Here is a 16,702-nt window from a genome sequence, read left to right on the forward strand (position 1 = left end):
CGGCAGCCGTCTGCCAACCGGCCGATCGCGGCCCGCCTTCTACTCCCCTTCGTCGTCCTCGCTATCGTGCAGGGGCAAGAACCCACCCGACTGGCGCGTCCAGAGTTCGGCATAGAGCCCGCCGCTCGCCACGAGTTCGGCATGGGTCCCCTCCTCGATGATCCGCCCCCGATCCATCACGACGAGCCGGTCGAGCGCGGCAATGGTCGACAGGCGGTGGGCGATCGCCAGCACGGTCTTGCCCTGCATCAGCCGGTCGAGATTGGACTGGATGGCCGCCTCGACCTCCGAGTCGAGCGCCGATGTGGCCTCGTCGAGCACCAGGATCGGCGCATCCTTGAGCATGACGCGAGCGATAGCGATACGTTGCCGCTGGCCACCGGAGAGCTTGACGCCGCGCTCGCCGACATGGGCATCGAAGCCCTTTCGACCGCGCTGGTCCTCCAGCCTGTCGATAAATTCCAGCGCCTCGGCTCGCTCCGCCGCCTTGCGCAGCATCGCCTCGTCCGCATCCTCGCGGCCAAAGACAATATTGTCACGGATCGAACGATGCAGCAGCGCGGTATCCTGGGTCACCATGCCGATCTGCGAGCGCAGGCTCTCCTGCGTCACCGCCGAAATATCCTGACCGTCGATCAGGATGCGACCGCCCTCGACGTCGTAAAAGCGCAAAAGCAGGTTGACCAGCGTTGATTTCCCCGCGCCAGAGCGTCCGACGATACCAACCTTCTCACCTGGGCGGATCGTCAGCGTCAAATGATCGATGGCGCCCCTTTTGCGACCATAGTGGAAGGAGACGTCCTCGAAGCGGATCTCCGGGCTCTGGACATCCAGTCTGGCCGCATCCGGCCTGTCGGTCAGTTCGATCGGCTTGGAGATCAGCTCTGCCGAATTCTGGATCGTGCCGATGTTGCGCATGATGCCGTTGAGCTGCGTCATCATCCGGCCAAGCAGCATGTTGAGGCGCAACACCAGGCCGAGCGTGAAGGCGACGCCGCCGGCGGTGATCGCGCCGGCAAACCACAGATCGACCGACAAAGCCGCGATCATCAGGATCATCACCCCCGAGAGCATGGCGAGCGATGAACGCACCCCGGTCAAGAGCCGGGCAAAGGGAGTGAGCGTTGCCTGGAAGCGGTCGAATCCCGCACGGATATAGTGGTCGTTCTGCCGCTCCCGGCCGAACAGTTTGAGAGTCTGTATATTGGAATAGGAATCCACCAGCCGGCCGTTCAACATCGACGCCGCCTCCGCCGTTTCCCGGGCATGGTGGCGGATACGCGGGACGAAGATGCGGGCCAGCACCAGGAAGATGGCGATCCATGCCGCGATAATCGCCGCCAATCGCCAGTCGAGCTGGGCGACCAGCGCCATGGTCGAGACCGTGTAGATCACCATGAACCAGACGACCTGAAGTAGCGAGGTCAGGAGATCGCCGGTCGCTTGTCCGGCGGACCAGACCTTGGTGACAAGCCGACCGGAGAAATCATTCTGAAAGAAGGAGAGCGACTGGCGCGCCACATGCGCATAGGCCTGCCACCGCACCAGATTGAAGAAATTGAGGACGATCACCTGTTCCTCGACCAGTGCGCCGATGGTCACGACGACGAAGCGACCAAGCAGAATAACAAAGGCCATGCCGAGAAGCTCAGCCCCGTGCGCCGCGATCAGCCCCTCCCAGCCCCCCTCCTTCGGGGCCGTGTCCAGCAGATCGACCAGCCGCCCGACAAACCAGAACAGCGCAGCCTCGAGAATGGCGACCGCACCACCGAACAGGGCCATCATGACGAAGGGAAGCTTGGCCTGGCGAACATAGAACCAGACGAAGCCCCACGCTCCCGCCGGCGGCCTGAGGTCCTCGGCACGAGCGAATGGAGAGATCCAGTTTTCAAACAGGCGGGCGACGGAGCGGAAGATCATGGTTGGGGATATAGGAGGATTCCGCGACGCGGCAAAGACAATCGGCCGATCTCGGCCGGCAAGCCCTGGGCCTGATGTCGCCGCGCACGGCCATATCCGAAAAATCAGCGCGAGTAGCGGGTCAGATAGATGCCGGACAGGATCAGCGCCACACCGGCCGGCTGGCCGATATGGAATTGCGCCGTGCCGCGCAGATGATCGATCAACAACCCGGCGATCATCTGCCCGCCGATGATCAAGAGCGCCGAGCGGTTGGCGCCGATGCGCGGGAAGACATAGGAGGAGATGGCGACAAAAATCGCGCCGATGATGCCGCCGGTGAAGGCCCAGCCCGGAACGTCAACGAGAAGCGCCAGACCCTGTCGCGCGAAGATGAAAACGAAGACCGTGAGTAGGAGAAATCCGATGAAATGGTTCCAGAAAGATGCGCAAAAGGCGCCCCGGTCCATGGTCAGTCTCCCGTTGATCGAGCGACTCATGCCGACGGCTACGCCACCGGAAAGCGCGATGAGGATGGACGAAATCATCAGGCGCCTCCCGAGTAGATGATCAGCGCGCTGCCGGCCACCACACAAAGGGCGGCCACGAGGTCGAAGCGGTTGAGCAACCGCTTCGGCGTGCCGAACAGCCCCCAGAGGTCGGAAATAAGGCCGAACAGGATCTGCCCCACAAGCAGAAGCGAAAGCCCGCCGGCGAGCGCCAGCTCGGAATTCACCGCAATCGAGGAGAGCGCCACGGCAAAGGCGCCCGGCGCCCCGCCGAAATAGGACCAGAGTGGTGGCCGCGCAGCCCCCTGCCCCGAACCGGCACGTTTGCCAGCCAGAAAGACATTGGCGCGCAGCAGCACGAAAGCGGCCAACGCGCCGACACCGTGTACCACCCAGGAGGCGACGAAAGGTGTCGAATGAGCCGCGAGCCCGCTGTTGATGGTGATCATCACCGCCAGCAAACCACCGGCGAGACCCGCCCATATCCAATCGAGGTAGTGCCGCATCATGCCCCCGCTCAGCCATCTATCGGTCCGCCGGCCATGGCGAAGGGGCTGCATAGCGCGCCGCCGGAAACCCGACAATCGATTTGTAGGCGAAGGCCTTTCAGAAAATCTGCAGGTGAGGCCGTCGCGGGATCGCCAGCCAGCGGGAAGGACGGCCGCGCCTGAAACGCGAAATGGGGCATTTCTGCCCCATCTCCTGTTGTCTCGCATGCGCGTCGGGAATCAGAACTCGGTCCAGCTTTCGGTAGCGACGGCCGCATTGCCGCGGAAGGCGCCGGCAAGCTTCTGGCCGAGCGCGCGGGCCGGTGAAGCGGCCGGGCGCGACGCGGGTGTCGCAACTCGGACCGGTTGCGCCACCTGCGAAGGCTGGCCCGCATCGAGCTTGAACTGGGCCATCAGCGCCATCAGCGCCGCCGCCTGCTGCGCAAGGTTATGGCTCGCGGCCGTCTGCTGCTCGACCATGGCGGCGTTCTGCTGGGTGCCCTGGTCCATGGTGTTGACGGCCGTGTTGATCTCGTGAAGCCCGGTCGACTGCTCGCGCGCCGAAGTCACGATCGCACCGACATTGCGGTTGATTTCCTGCACCTCGGTGACGATCATCTCCAGCGCCTGGCCGGTCTCACCGACAAGATGAACTCCATTGCGAACCTGATCGCCTGAAGTGGTGATCAGCGCCTTGATCTCCTTGGCAGCATTGGCCGAGCGTTGTGCGAGTTCACGCACTTCCTGCGCCACCACGGCAAAACCCTTTCCAGCTTCGCCGGCACGGGCCGCCTCGACCCCGGCGTTCAGCGCCAGAAGGTTAGTCTGGAAGGCGATGTCGTCGATCACGCCAATGATGCTGCCGATCTCACCGGAGGACCTCTCGATCTCCTGCATCGCCGCAACCGCGCGGCCGACGACCTCGCCGGAACGTTCGGCACCCTCGCGGGTACGGGCAACAAGAGCACCAGCTTCTTCGGCCCGGATGGAGGAGTCCTTGACCGCAGTAGTCACCTGCTCCAGCGCCGCCGCGGTTTCCTCGACGGAAGCCGCCTGCTGCTCGGTGCGCTTCGACAGGTCCTCGGCCGCGGACAGGATCTCGTTGGCACCGGCATCGATGGCACGGGCATTTTCACCAACGGCGCGCATCGCATCCTGAAGCCTGGAGACCGAATGATTGAAGTTGGTGCGCAGGGCATCGAGCTGGCCGGCGAAGGCGGCATTGAGCTGCACGGCGAGATCGCCGGCGGAAAGACGCGAGAGCCCTTCGGCCAACTGGTCGACGGCAAACTGCACTTCGGCGGCTTCGCGCGCCTTCTGCTCCTCACGGGCGACCCGCTCCTCTTCGCTGAGGTTGCGGTTTTCTTCGGCCTTGCGCTCCAGATTTGCGCGTTCGATGGCATTATCGCGGAAAACGGCAACAGCCGCGGCCATTTCGCCGAGCTCGTCCTTGCGCCCGCCAAACGGGATCTCGCTTGCGGTGTCACCACCAGCCAAGCCATTCATGGCCTGAGTGATCTGGCCGATCGGCCTGACGACACGCAGGATGCTGAGAGCAACGGCCGCAACAGCGAGCACGCAGGCGACCAGCATGAAGCCGAGCGTCGCATAAAGGGCGAAAGCGGAGACGCTGTCGGCCTCGACGATCACCGCGTCGGTCGTTTGGTTGTTGGCCTCGATCATCTCCGTCACAAGGGCGCTGGTCGCCTTGGCGACGTCAGTCATTTCACCGACGAAGATCGCCCGGGCGCCCTCGGAATCATAGGCGGCCTTGAGCTCCATGAGTTTGGCGCCGAGCACATCGTATTTGGCGATTGCCGTCATCAGCCTGTCGAAGCTTGCACGCGTCGCCGGCCGTGAGATCGACGATCCGAAAGCGCTGAAGGCTGCATCGCGGGCGACCACGGACTGATTGAGAAGCGCACCTACGCGGGCCACCTCCCGCGAGCCGACGGAGCTCAGCATGATCGCGTAATTGCGGCGCACCTCGGCGAAACGGGAATCCATCTCGGCAATCGCCAGAGTACGCGGCATGCGCTCACGTCCAATGACGTCGACCTGCGCCTTGACGTCGGTGATGAATTTGACAGCCATGACGCCCTGGCCGAGGCCGAGCAGCACCACCACGGCGAAAAGCAGCGGCAGCATGACCTTGATTTTAATGTTTGACATGAACTTCAATCCGGAAGGTATGAGGACATCCCAACGGCGGGCATGACTGCCCAAGGAAGATCATTTCCCATGGAGGAACGTCGGGGTCTCCTCATTAAGTCGCGGCACTTAAATGGAATCTTGTGAACCGCCCTACCGGATTTAACCCACCCTATTTGGGGAGGCGCCACCCGACGACGCCTCCTTCCGGGGACCGGACATTCCCGGCGGATTGCAGATGGGGCGACTATTCCGCCGCAGCCTCCGTCTCACGCTGATCGGCCAGGAAACCTCCGGACTGGCGGCTCCACAGATCCGCATAGGTGCCGCCCTCGGCCACCAATGCGTCATGCGTTCCCGTCTCGATGATCCGGCCCTTGTCGAGGACAACCAACCGATCCATCTGCGTCAGCGTCGACAGCCGATGCGCGATGGCGATCACCGTCTTGCCTTCCATCAGCGAGAACAGGCTCTCCTGGATCGCCGCTTCCACTTCGGAATCGAGCGCCGACGTCGCCTCGTCGAGGATCAGGATCGGCGCGTTCTTGAGGAAGACGCGGGCGATGGCGATGCGCTGGCGCTGGCCACCGGAGAGCTTGACGCCCCGCTCGCCGACCTGCGCGTCAAGGCCTTGGCGGCCCTGCATGTCCACAAGTCCCTCGATGAACTCGAGCGCATTGGCGCGCCGTGCCGCCTCGATCACCTCGGCATCCGTGGCGTCCGGCCGGCCATAGGCGATGTTGTCGCGGATCGAGCGGTGCAACAGCGAGGTATCCTGCGTGACGACGCCGATCAGCCCCCGCAGACTGTCCTGCGAAACACGGGCAATATCCTGGCCATCTATGGTGATGCGGCCGCTCTCCAGATCGTAGAAGCGCAGCAGGAGATTCATCAGCGTCGTCTTGCCGGCGCCGGAGCGTCCGACCAGACCGACCTTTTCGCCGGCCTTGATGGTGAGCGAGAAGTCTTCGATAATTCCCTTGTCTTTGCCGTAGTGGAAGCGGACATGATCATACGTGATCGCACCGCTCGGCGCCGTCAAAGCCTTGGCATCCCGCTCATCGACGATGTCATGCGGCTTCGTCATCATGGCCATACCGTCATAGACCGTGCCGATATTCTCAAAGAGCGCCGAAACCTCCCACATGATCCATTGCGACATGCCGTTGATACGCATGGCAAGGCCGATGGCCACCGCGATCGCGCCGACCGACACCGTGCCTCCCAGCCAGAACCAGATGCTGAGAGCGGAAATGGTGAAAAGCACGATGGCGTTGTTGATGTCGACGAAGACATTGAGCAGCGTGATCTGCCGCATCTGTCGATGAACGGTGTCGAGGAAGCCATTCATGCCCTCCTTGGCATAGGCCTCCTCCCGGCCGGCATGCGAAAACAGCTTCACCGTCGCGATATTGGTATAGCTGTCGACGATCCGCCCCGTCATCATCGAGCGCGCATCGGCCTGTTCGCTGGACAGCCGGCGTAGTCGCGGAACGAAGAAGGTCAGGATCAGCGTATAGGTAATGATCCAGATGATCAGCGGTGCGACCAGCCGCCAGTCGGCGGCAAACACCAGCGCCAGCATCGAGACGAAAAAGCTGATCGCATAGACGAAGACGTCGATGATCTTCATCACCGCCTCGCGAACGGCCAATGAGGTCTGCATGACCTTGGTGGACACCCGGCCGGCAAACTCATTGGCAAAGAAGGTCATGGAATGACGCAGCAGGAAACGGTGCATCTGCCAGCGGGCGATCATCGGGAAGTTGCCGGCAAGCACCTGATGCATGGTCAGCGTATGGACGAAGCCGACGAACGGCAACCCAATCAGCAGCAGCGCCGCCATCCAGATCAGCTTGCCCTTTTCCGTCTCAACAAAGGTCGCGCGATCGGCAACGGACAACCAGTCGACGATATTGCCGAGAAACTGATAGAGAAAGACCTCCCCGACGGCGATCAGCATCGAACAGATCCCGAGCAGCAGCAGCCACGGGCCGGCCGGCTTGGTATAGTGCCAGCAGAAGGCGACAAGGCCCTTCGGCGGCAGCGCCGGCGCTTCCGGCGGATAGGCATTGAGGCGGTTTTCAAACCACGAAAACATGGAAAAGCTCCAGAAAATAAACGCCCGATGAAGAACTGGAATCCGCTGTCGGATCCCGGTAGGGCTAGAAATCAGACGATGAGGCCGTAATCCGGCCTCAGGGCGATTCAAATGTGTTGGTCTTGAAATGGGGGCGAGAGCGTCGCCGTCACGCAGCCTGCAAATAGTGCGGCACCGGAAGGCGCGTCATGCGGTGTGCTATCATCGAGGCCTCCCTGTTGCGTGTTGAAGAGAACCGCCTTCTACCTTTTCCGGGCGAAATTGAAAAGCATCAAAGCTCGAATTGACGCTCGTTCCGCCGGATCTGTTGCCCGAAGACAACAGGGTGTGTCCCGGCGCCCCTTGAGCAAGATGAGCCGCTCGGGCTAGGAAGGGCCATGACCGCACTCCGTATCGCCCTTTACCAGCCCGATATACCCGGCAACACCGGAACGATCCTCCGACTTGCCGCCTGCCTCGGCCTCGGCGTCGACATCATCGAACCCGCCGGCTTCGACATTTCCGATCGCAACCTCAAGCGGGCCGGCATGGACTATCTGGCAAGCGTGAGCCTGGTGCGCCATGTCAACTTCGAGCGCTTCGAGGAGTGGCGGCAGGCGACTGGCCGCCGCCTGGTGCTCGCCTCGACCAAAGCGGCAGGCCGCTACACCGATTTCGCCTACCGCCCCGACGACATTCTGCTGTTCGGCCGAGAAAGCGCCGGAGTTCCAGACCATGTGCACGATCGGGCGGAAGCCCGTATCATCATTCCCATGGTCGAGGGCCAGCGCTCGATCAACGTGGCAATGTCGGCGGCGATGATCGTCGGCGAGGCACTCAGACAGACCCGCTAAGCCGGGACTTTGCACCCGAACATCTCTCTCCTGCAGCGACCTCCCCGTCAATCAAGCGTCGCGAACCCGCGCTAGTCTGTTTGCGCCGGTCGACGGGCGACGCGCAGCGGTTGCATTTGCAACTGCGACATGATGGCTCCGGACTGCCTGAATGTTTGCTAGCCCGGCTGGATGATGCTATGCTGCATTGCAGCAAAAACCGGGAGATGATTGATGTTTGAGACCGCATTCGCCCTGAGTTTGACCCAATTTGCCCGAAGCCTCAGCTTTCCTGAACGGTTGCAGCACCGTCCTGCCCGCAATGCCGCACTCGAGCCCTGGCGATTGCGCAATACCGGGCTCGACGCCCTGCTCTATGACGTGAAGTCGCTGACAGCGGAGGAGACCTTCTACATCAGCGATTCCATTGCCTCCGAAGGTCTGATCATGATCGTTCCGCCGAGCGGCGGCGACATGCTGACGATCTGCGACAACGTGGCGGAATACAAACTGCGTGGCGGCCTTGATGTCCACGCCATGGCGGTGGCCGGCGGCGGCGGTTCGGCCATCGGCGCGGCGGCATTTGCCCGCAATGTTGCCGATGCGATCGGCGAGCCGGTCGTCGCCGTGGTTTCCGGCTATGGTCTCGGAGACATTATCAACGAGACGATCGGCGGTTCTTTCTTCTTTGGCTGGCTCGGCCATATGCGCAATGATCTCGAACTGATCGATGACACCGTCGGCCGCCCGCATCTCGGCGCCTACGAGGATCGCCACAAACTGGCGCTCAAACCGCATCCGAGCGCCCTCGACACCGACACGGTGGCAACAATGCTGGCCGATCCGAGCCTCTCCTTCCATCTGCTTACTGGTCACTCGCGCGGCAACAGGGTCTTGTCGGAGGCGCTCTACGCCATCAAGCAGGAAGACCCCGGCCGCCTGCGCAGAATGGCCAACGGCCTGCGCATCGTCACCTTCGGCGGGCGCATCACCATGCCGCCGGACTGCCGCGATGTGATCGACGTCATCGGCGAGCTTGACTGGTTCGGCGAGATCAATTCACGTCCGCAGATCGCCAGCGACATTCGCGTGCCACTGGCCGGTCACTCGACCAATACCGACCTGGCCGGGGCCATGCAGGTCACGAAGGTCCTGAAGGACATCATCGCCCGCAGCCTGCCTGCTGTTCCCGAACAGGCGCATCCGCCAGTGCCGCAAACGATCATCGCCAAGGCGCCTGCCGTTTCGCCGGCCCCTGCGCCAGAGCCCGAAGCGATTGTCGGTGCGGAATCCGCGCTCGCCGCCGAAGCGGACGTGGAAACGATTGCGGAAAATACAACGGTGGAGAGCGAGCCACCGGCCCAGGCCGCGGCAATGCCGGAAGAAATCGACGCGGTGATTGCGGAAACGCCGCCGGTCGCGGCCAGCAGCGCGGAAGACGCCTCAGCTCCGCTCGAGGCAATCGCCGAGGAGGAGCCCGTTACGGCCGCGATAGTCGAACCAACCCCTGTGCCTGTCCCGGCCCCACAGCGCCCGGCCCGTCGCAAGAGCGCAAGCGCATCGCAAAGAACATCGAAACCAAAGGGGCCGACCCGCCGCTGACGGTCGACGGCAAGGCAAGAGAACGAAAAGGCCGGCAAGGTGCTCGTCGGCCTTTTCGTTCTAAAGGGCCACGCTCAGACGAACAGCTTGAGCGAAGCGCCCATGGAGTTGTTAGCGATATTGAGCCCGATCGTCTGCAACTGCTGCTGCACCTTTTGCGCCGAGAGCTTGGCCGATTCCTCTTCCATGTCGGCATCCACGAGCCGGCCGATGCCGATCTCGGTGATGTCGTGGAGATCCTGCAGGAATTCGGTGCTGGAAGCGATACGGTTGCGGGTCACGCCCAGACTGGCGCTGGCGTCGATCATGTTCGTCATCATCGAGTTCACCGCCGAAATCATGCCGCTGAACTGGTCGCTGGTGGTCGTGTCTGAAACCGAGATCTCCTTCGACGTGGCAGCGACAGGAGCGGTGGAATTGGCATCAAGCAGGTGATAATCATAGGCGACGCCACTCTTGGTCATGCCGGAATAAGACCGTGTCAACAAGCCGTCCGAAGCATCCTCGCCGCTGATCAGCGTCGACTTGGCTGTGTCGAAGTCGATCACATTGACCGAAACACCACCATCGCCATCATGGGTGACGGAGGCGACCATGGACTGCACCTTCGGCTGCTGTCCGGCATCCAGTTTCAACCAGTTCTGGCCATTGAACGAACTTGACTGTGCGATCGTGCCGATCTGCTCCTTGAGCTGGGTGATCTCCGCATTGACCGCCGAGCGGTTGGTGCCGACCGCCTGGGCGAGGATCAGCTTCGACTGGATTTCCGCGACGATCGAGGTCGCCGCCTCCATGCCGAGCGCAGCGGTATCCGAGATCGCGGCGGAGAACCCGGTCGCGTCCTCGGCGCTGGACAGCGACATACTGTCGGCGTTCATCGTGGTGGCGATCGACCAATAGGCGGCGTTATCAGACGCCTCATCGACCCGTTTGCCAGAAGCCACACGTGTCTGGGTCGCTTCGAGTGCCCGGCTCGAACCGGTCAGCAAAGACAGGGCCGAGGCGGATGTCGTATTGAAGGAAACGCTAGTCATCAGTTGTCCTTGCGATGAACCAGGAGACATACCGGGCCGTGGCCTTGATGATTGATTGGCTTCGTGCCAGCACGCGTTGATCATCAACTCCGACAAGCTTGCCAGAGCCGGTTTGATATACGCTTTAGGAAACCGTTAGAAATTTAGCGACCGCTGACGAACCGGAGAAATACCGGCCATAGCGATTGATAGCCCTGCGTCAGTCGGCGGATGGCAGTCGGCGCATGGTGAACTCGATCTGGTCACCATCAAGTTGGCGCCAGCTCTCGACTTCCGTCCAGTAAGCCGCCTTCGGGAAGCTGTCGAACCATTCGCGCGCCTTTGCACGCGCCTCGTCGCGCGTGAGACAGAAGGTCTCCCGCACGAACTGTCCACCGTCCTTGCCGGCTTTGGCTTGCCGGTGATGGGCGATGCGCTTTTTCAGGCCGTCTAGCGGCGGCGGACCGGGCATTCTCGTCATGAAACACCTCGCTGTCCGGTAAAATAATGCCAGTGCGCGCGTTTTGCCAGTCGATTCTAGGGGAATGGCCCGCCCCGGTCTGGCCGAGGCGGTATCGTCCTGTTAATTCCGGAGTCGCAATAGGCGCCGAGTCGCCGCGCATGGGCTGATGCCCGGGGGAAGCCATGCAAAGACCTGATCTGCCGAAAGGCCTTCCAGACGACATTGAAGACAAGAAACAGGCGGCACGCGCTTGGTTCGAGAGCTTGCGCGACACCATCTGCGCAAGCTTCGAGGCGCTGGAAAATGACCTGACCGGGCCGCTTTGCGATCACGCGCCGGGCCGCTTTGTTGGCAAGGACTGGCAACGCGACGGCGGAGCCGGTGGCGGCGGGCGCATGTCGATGATGGAAGGCCGCGTCTTTGAGAAGGTCGGCGTACACACCTCGACGGTCCACGGCGAATTCTCTCCGGAGTTCCGCAAGACCATGCCGGGCGCAGAGGAGGATCCTCGTTTCTGGGCTTCCGGCATTTCGCTGATCGCCCATCCGGTCAATCCGAACGTGCCCGCTGTGCACATGAACACCCGCATGGTCGTCACCACCAGCCATTGGTTCGGCGGCGGCGCCGACCTGACGCCCGTTCTGGACCGGCGCCGCACCCAGGAGGATCAGGACAGCCGCCTGTTCCACCGCGCGATGGAGGTCACCTGCAACCGCCATGCGGCCACTGCCGACTACAGCAAATACAAGGATTGGTGCGACGAATATTTCTTCCTGCCGCATCGCAACGAAGCGCGTGGCATCGGTGGTATTTTCTTCGACTGGCAGCACTCGCCGGCGGAGGCCGGCGGCTGGAGCGCCGACTTCGCCTTCGTCCAGGACGTCGGGCGCGCCTTCAACCTTGTTTACCCGAAGATCGTCCGCGCCAATTTCAACAAGCCGTGGACCGAGGAGGACCGTGACGAGCAACTCATCCGTCGCGGCCGCTATGTCGAGTTCAACCTGCTTTACGACCGTGGCACGATCTTCGGCCTGAAGACCGGCGGCAATGTCGAATCGATCCTGTCCTCCATGCCACCCGTGGTGCGCTGGCCCTGAACACAGCAAGATGGAGGGCGTACCGGCGCGCCCATTGCCGGGCGCCAAGCGCTTCGCAGAGTACGTGTGCGACGCGGAGGAGCTGCGACATTAAATTGCATTTGGAATACACTGCCATCGTGTTATGATTTCTTTAGCTTTTAGGGAGGAGTTATATGATGGCTTATCCGAACAGCATTCCAACCCAGAACTCCGCGTCGAGCGAGCATTTCCTCGATACACCCGAGTTTATTGACCGCCGGGCCGAGGAGCTTCGCGCGTCGAGTGGTGTCGACCTGCCCCATTCCTATTTCGTCGAGCAGGTCCGCCTCGCCCTGGCCCGTCACGACCTGACGGACATTACCGCGGCCAATGACGTCGAGGGTAATTCAAGCAAGCGCATGTCGCGGACGGGCAGTTCGGTTTTCCGAGCTTGGGCCATGCCTGAATAGCCAGCTCGGTCTGGCATTTACATTATGGCGCAAGGCGGTGGCAGGCTCGGTGCTGCGCGCTTGGCGTGTCTGAATTTTGCCTTGCCATCGTTTTGTGATATGCTTTCGTGCGTTGAACCCAGTCGAAGAGGAGATGCGACATGAAGCAGTTTGAATGCGGTTCACTGGTTCCGGGTTGCTCTTGGCATACGCGCGCCGAGGAGGAAGCCGAAGTCGTTCGCCGCGCCGTCGAGCACATGCGGGACGCGCACAACGAAACTGTCATCCGGGAAAAGATGGTCGACAACATCAAAGCCCGCATCACCAATCAGGCGAACGCCGCCTGATTGCATGGCAGTGTCCGGCACATGTCGCGCATGCAATCACGACAACAAGTGCGACGCCAATTCGCTTTAGCAACAAGCGCTTGTTACGAGAAAGTGATTCATTCTCGTAACAACTTGAATCACTTGCTCAGCAGATCACCGAGCCGGGCGAGCAGTTTCGCCCGGTCGAAGGTGAAGTTCGAGCCGACCCAAACCGCCTCGAGTTGTTTCAGCGTTTCGCCGACCTTGGGCCCCGGCACAATACCGGCTGCCAGAACATCCGCACCGCTCAGCGGAAACACCGGCTGCGTGAACTTTTCCGCCCGCTTCAACAACACTGACAGACGTCCGGCCTTGGCCATGGCCTTTCCGTCGAACTGCGCATTGGCGCGGGCCAGGGCGAAATCGATCTTCAGCACCGCGATCATGCCCTCCTTGCCGATGCGGTAGAGATCGCGATCGAAGGCCGCATCCGTCACATCGTCTTTGATGCGCGGCGTCCTGGCAAAGTGATCGAGAAAAGCCGCCTCGGCGTTCGACAGGCGCAACCGTTGCGCAAGCGCCGCCAGCCGCTCGGCGTCCTTCGGCACGATGGCGGCGAGCCGCAACATCGCCTCCGGTTCCCAGCCAAGCGCCTGTTCGGCAGCGACAAGCGCGGGGATCGCATCGATGCCCCACTTCTCGGTTTCCGGCAGGATCGCGCCTAGAACGCCGGACTGGCGCATCCACAACAGCGCCCGGCCCGGATCCCGCGCCGAGAGTAGTTTCTTCGTCTCCGACCAGACACGTTCCGCCGAAAGCGTCGACAGCTTGTCCTTCGCCCTGGAGCAGGCTTTCAGTCCGGCTGCATCCGGCCGCCCACCACCATAATGCGCGAAGAAACGAAAGAAGCGCAGGATGCGCAAGTAATCCTCGGCGATGCGCATGTCGGCATCACCGATGAAGCGTATCGTTCTCGTCTCGATGTCGGGCAATCCGCCAACGAGATCGATCACCTCCCCGTCCTTGCCAACATAGAGCGCGTTGATCGTCAGATCCCGCCGCTCCGCGTCCTCCTGCCAGTTGCGGCCGAAGGCGACCTTGGCGCGACGGCCGTCGGTTTCGACGTCGCGGCGCAGCGTCGTGACCTCGAAGCCCTTGCCGTCGAGCACGAGTGTCACCGTACCGTGGTCGATCCCGGTCGGCACCGCCTTGATGCCCGCCGCCTTCGCCCGGTCCATCACCGTCTGCGGCTCAAGCGTCGTTGCCATGTCAATGTCGGCCACGGGCAGGTCCATCAGGCTGTTGCGCACCGCCCCGCCGGCCACCCTCGCCTCGCCACCGTCGGCATTGAGAAGGGCGAACAGCCGCTGGAGCGCCGGATCGCGAAACCATGTCTCGTTCGACAGGTTGGTCATGCGTAGAGCCTTTCGTACAGCGTGCGGATGATGCCAGCGGTAATGCCCCAGATATAGCGTTCACCATAGGGCATCACGTAGAAATGCCGGACGATCCCCTGCCAATCACGACTGTCGCGCTGATGGTTGGACGGATTCATCAGGAAGGCGAGCGGCACTTCGAACACCGCATCCACCTCGTCGGGATTCGGCGTGATGACAAAACCGCGCTTGACCACCGAAAGCACCGGAATGATGCGGAAACCGGTGCCGGACAGATATTGCGGCAGCCGCCCGACCGTTTCGACGAAGGCCGGATCGAGGCCGATCTCCTCCTCGGCCTCGCGCAGCGCCGCGACTTCCGGCGACCGGTCACCCTCGTCGATGCCGCCGCCCGGAAAGGCGATCTGGCCCGAGTGCTTCCTCAGTTTCGCTGTCCGCTGGGTGAGGATCACCTTCGCCCCGTCCGGGTCGTCGACAACCGGGACCAGTACCGCGGCGTCCTTGAGCTTCAACCCCTCGACTTCAAGCAGCGACTCCGGGTTCAACACGTGATCGCCATGGTCGCGCCACGCATGTTCGAGTGGCGCGCCAATCTGGTTCAGCGCCCGATGGCGGAAGTCGGAGGCGGAAAATGCGTTAGAACTCATTGCGTCAACCGGTCCAGTTCGGCCGCCGGCATGACCGGAAAGACCGCACCGCCGGAACGCACGGCAAACATCTCGACCCCGTCGATCTCGACCGTCTCGCCCTCTTCCACCAGGTCATACATCACAGCGCGCGACACCAGCGCCTCCAGCCGCCCGCGCACATGCAGATAGGGCTTCAGTTCGTGATTCTCACCATGCACGACGAAACGCAGCGGATGATCAGAGCCGGCCTCGACCACGTCGCCGACATTGGTGCGGAAGGTGAGCAGAGGTTCGCCGTCCCGGGTGGTTACGCTCATCTCGACAGCGAGAAACGGGGCGTCCTCGACCCGGATGCCGACTTTCTCCACAGGTGTGACGAGATAGGTCTTGCCGTCCGCGTCCTTGCGCAACACCGTCGAGAATAGCCGCACCAGCGGCGCTCGCCCTATCGGCGTGCCCATGTAGAACCAAGTGCCATCGGCGCGGATCTCCATGTCGAGATTCCCGCAAAACGGCGGTTCCCAGCGCTCCACCGGTGGCAGACTCGACTTCCCGCCGACCGTCTGCGCGGCCGCGCGCGAAATCATCGCCGCCAGTCCTGCCGCATCCGTTGTCGCCTTCAGCGTCTCATCTGCCATCTTTGCGTCCCGGTTGTTTCCTAGTCCGTGTTATGACACGAGATAGTCATTCGAAACGCGCTTGTCAGCCGCCCATTGGGGAATAAGTTACCTCCATGTACCGGCATCGGGAAGAACGCCCCGATTCGGCAGCGATCGCGAAATCATATGGAGAGGACCTATGGGCATGATGCCAACCCCGGATGCCCCGCTCGGCGAAAAGGCCATGATCGAAGCCGCCGAAAAGGCTCTGGCCGACATCGCCGCCGTGCGTCAGGCCGTCTCCAAGGTCATTTTCGGCCAGGAGCAGGTGGTTGAAAACACGCTGCTCGCCATCCTCTCCAGCGGCCATGCGCTGCTGGTCGGCGTGCCGGGCCTTGCCAAGACCAAGCTCGTCAACACGCTCGGCACCGTGCTCGGCCTCGACGCCAGCCGCATTCAGTTCACCCCGGACCTCATGCCCTCTGACATCCTCGGTACGGAAGTCATGGACCAGGACGAGAACGGCAGACGCTCCTTCCGCTTCGTCAAGGGGCCGGTGTTTGCTCAGCTGCTTATGGCCGACGAGATCAACCGCGCCAGCCCTCGCACCCAGTCGGCGCTTCTGCAATCGATGCAGGAATACCAGGTGACGATCGCCGGACGCCCTTATGATCTGCCGTCGCCCTTTCACGTTCTGGCCACCCAGAACCCGCTCGAACAGGAAGGCACCTACCCCCTGCCCGAAGCCCAGCTCGACCGTTTCCTGCTGCAGGTCGACGTCGGCTATCCGGAACTGGCCGCCGAACGGCAGATTCTTCTGGAGACCACCGGCATCAACGAGCAGAGGGCCGTCGGCGTCGTCAACGCCGAACGGCTGGTCGAGATCCAGAAGCTGATCAGGCAGATGCCGGTCTCCGACAGCGTCGTTGACGGCATCCTGTCACTCGTGCGCTCGGCCCGCCCGGGCCATGGCAATACCGAGACCGACAAGACGGTCTCCTGGGGGCCTGGCCCCCGTGCCGGCCAGGCGCTGATGCTGTGCGCCCGCGCCCGTGCGCTCTACGAAGGCCGGCTAGCCCCCTCGCTCGACGATGTTCATGCGCTGGCCGAACCCGTGCTCCAGCACCGCATGGCGCTCACCTTCGCCGCACGCGCCGAGGGCATGTCGGTGCGCGACGTGATCGCCGGCCTCGTCAAGCGGGCACGCGGCTGACAAGCGGCCCA

Annotated in this window: 16 protein-coding genes; 6 read left to right on the forward strand and 10 right to left on the reverse strand. The window is 62.4% G+C overall.

Annotated elements, in window-relative coordinates; all coding sequences use genetic code 11:
- Positions 1-39: 39 nt before the first annotated feature.
- The 5 genes from RNA01_RS04395 to RNA01_RS04415 all read right to left on the reverse strand — a co-directional run bounded on the left by RNA01_RS04395 (position 40) and on the right by RNA01_RS04415 (position 7,148).
- The gene (locus tag RNA01_RS04395; protein ID WP_170253352.1) at positions 40-1,920 is read right to left on the reverse strand and encodes an ABC transporter ATP-binding protein; all 1,881 of its coding nucleotides are present in this window, start codon (positions 1,918-1,920) and stop codon (positions 40-42) included.
- Positions 1,921-2,024: 104 nt separating this feature from the next.
- Positions 2,025-2,447 (reverse strand): DMT family transporter, encoded by a 423-nt coding sequence (locus tag RNA01_RS04400; protein WP_147178744.1) that lies wholly within the window; start codon positions 2,445-2,447, stop codon positions 2,025-2,027.
- Positions 2,447-2,917, reverse strand: a complete 471-nt coding sequence (locus tag RNA01_RS04405; protein WP_147178745.1) for a DMT family transporter — start codon at positions 2,915-2,917, stop codon at positions 2,447-2,449. The genes RNA01_RS04400 and RNA01_RS04405 overlap by 1 nt, the downstream gene beginning before the upstream one ends.
- 219 nt (positions 2,918-3,136) lie before the next feature.
- Positions 3,137-5,068, reverse strand: coding sequence for a HAMP domain-containing methyl-accepting chemotaxis protein (locus RNA01_RS04410; RefSeq protein WP_147178746.1), 1,932 nt, complete (start codon positions 5,066-5,068; stop codon positions 3,137-3,139).
- A 226-nt stretch (positions 5,069-5,294) separates the two neighbouring features.
- Positions 5,295-7,148 (reverse strand): ABC transporter ATP-binding protein, encoded by a 1,854-nt coding sequence (locus RNA01_RS04415; RefSeq protein ID WP_147178747.1) that lies wholly within the window; start codon positions 7,146-7,148, stop codon positions 5,295-5,297.
- Positions 7,149-7,525: 377 nt separating this feature from the next.
- On the opposite strand from RNA01_RS04415, the gene RNA01_RS04420 reads away from it, so the two are divergent.
- The gene (locus tag RNA01_RS04420) at positions 7,526-7,981 is read left to right on the forward strand and encodes a tRNA (cytidine(34)-2'-O)-methyltransferase (RefSeq protein WP_147178748.1); all 456 of its coding nucleotides are present in this window, start codon (positions 7,526-7,528) and stop codon (positions 7,979-7,981) included.
- A 213-nt stretch (positions 7,982-8,194) separates the two neighbouring features.
- Positions 8,195-9,562, forward strand: a complete 1,368-nt coding sequence (locus RNA01_RS04425) for a cell envelope biogenesis protein OmpA (RefSeq protein ID WP_147178749.1) — start codon at positions 8,195-8,197, stop codon at positions 9,560-9,562.
- 74 nt (positions 9,563-9,636) lie between these two features.
- Here the strand turns inward: RNA01_RS04425 and RNA01_RS04430 are convergent, their stop codons facing one another.
- Together RNA01_RS04430 and RNA01_RS04435 are read right to left on the reverse strand one after the other, a co-directional pair.
- Entirely contained in the window at positions 9,637-10,596 is a 960-nt protein-coding gene (locus RNA01_RS04430; protein WP_147178750.1) for a flagellin N-terminal helical domain-containing protein, read from the reverse strand.
- Between the two features lie 199 nt (positions 10,597-10,795).
- A complete protein-coding gene (locus RNA01_RS04435) occupies positions 10,796-11,056 on the reverse strand; it encodes a hypothetical protein (RefSeq protein ID WP_147178751.1) in 261 nt (86 codons plus the stop codon).
- 164 nt (positions 11,057-11,220) lie between these two features.
- Here RNA01_RS04435 and hemF point away from each other — a divergent pair, with 164 nt between their 5' ends.
- The 3 genes from hemF (at position 11,221) to RNA01_RS04450 (ending at position 12,892) form a co-directional block, all read left to right on the forward strand.
- Positions 11,221-12,135, forward strand: coding sequence for an oxygen-dependent coproporphyrinogen oxidase (gene hemF, locus RNA01_RS04440; RefSeq protein ID WP_147178752.1), 915 nt, complete (start codon positions 11,221-11,223; stop codon positions 12,133-12,135).
- A 158-nt stretch (positions 12,136-12,293) separates the two neighbouring features.
- A complete protein-coding gene (locus tag RNA01_RS04445; protein WP_235916415.1) occupies positions 12,294-12,566 on the forward strand; it encodes a hypothetical protein in 273 nt (90 codons plus the stop codon).
- A 140-nt stretch (positions 12,567-12,706) separates the two neighbouring features.
- Positions 12,707-12,892 (forward strand): DUF1059 domain-containing protein, encoded by a 186-nt coding sequence (locus RNA01_RS04450; protein ID WP_147178754.1) that lies wholly within the window; start codon positions 12,707-12,709, stop codon positions 12,890-12,892.
- A gap of 119 nt (positions 12,893-13,011) precedes the next feature.
- On the opposite strand, the gene RNA01_RS04455 is transcribed toward RNA01_RS04450, so the two are convergent.
- From RNA01_RS04455 to RNA01_RS04465, 3 genes are read right to left on the reverse strand one after another with little or no spacing between them, the layout of a single operon-like run.
- Positions 13,012-14,268 (reverse strand): CCA tRNA nucleotidyltransferase, encoded by a 1,257-nt coding sequence (locus RNA01_RS04455; RefSeq protein ID WP_147178755.1) that lies wholly within the window; start codon positions 14,266-14,268, stop codon positions 13,012-13,014.
- On the reverse strand, positions 14,265-14,897 hold the full coding sequence (locus RNA01_RS04460) for a CoA pyrophosphatase (RefSeq protein WP_147178756.1): 633 nt from the start codon (positions 14,895-14,897) through the stop codon (positions 14,265-14,267). The genes RNA01_RS04455 and RNA01_RS04460 overlap by 4 nt, the downstream gene beginning before the upstream one ends.
- Positions 14,894-15,517 (reverse strand): DUF1285 domain-containing protein, encoded by a 624-nt coding sequence (locus tag RNA01_RS04465; protein WP_147178757.1) that lies wholly within the window; start codon positions 15,515-15,517, stop codon positions 14,894-14,896. The genes RNA01_RS04460 and RNA01_RS04465 overlap by 4 nt, the downstream gene beginning before the upstream one ends.
- A 160-nt stretch (positions 15,518-15,677) precedes the next feature.
- Between RNA01_RS04465 and RNA01_RS04470 the strand changes: the two genes are divergently transcribed.
- On the forward strand, positions 15,678-16,691 hold the full coding sequence (locus RNA01_RS04470; RefSeq protein WP_147178758.1) for an AAA family ATPase: 1,014 nt from the start codon (positions 15,678-15,680) through the stop codon (positions 16,689-16,691).
- The last annotated feature ends 11 nt before the right edge of the window (positions 16,692-16,702 follow it).

Origin of the sequence: Paenirhizobium naphthalenivorans (assembly GCF_007992095.1) — a bacterium.
GTDB lineage: Bacteria > Pseudomonadota > Alphaproteobacteria > Rhizobiales > Rhizobiaceae > Allorhizobium > Allorhizobium naphthalenivorans.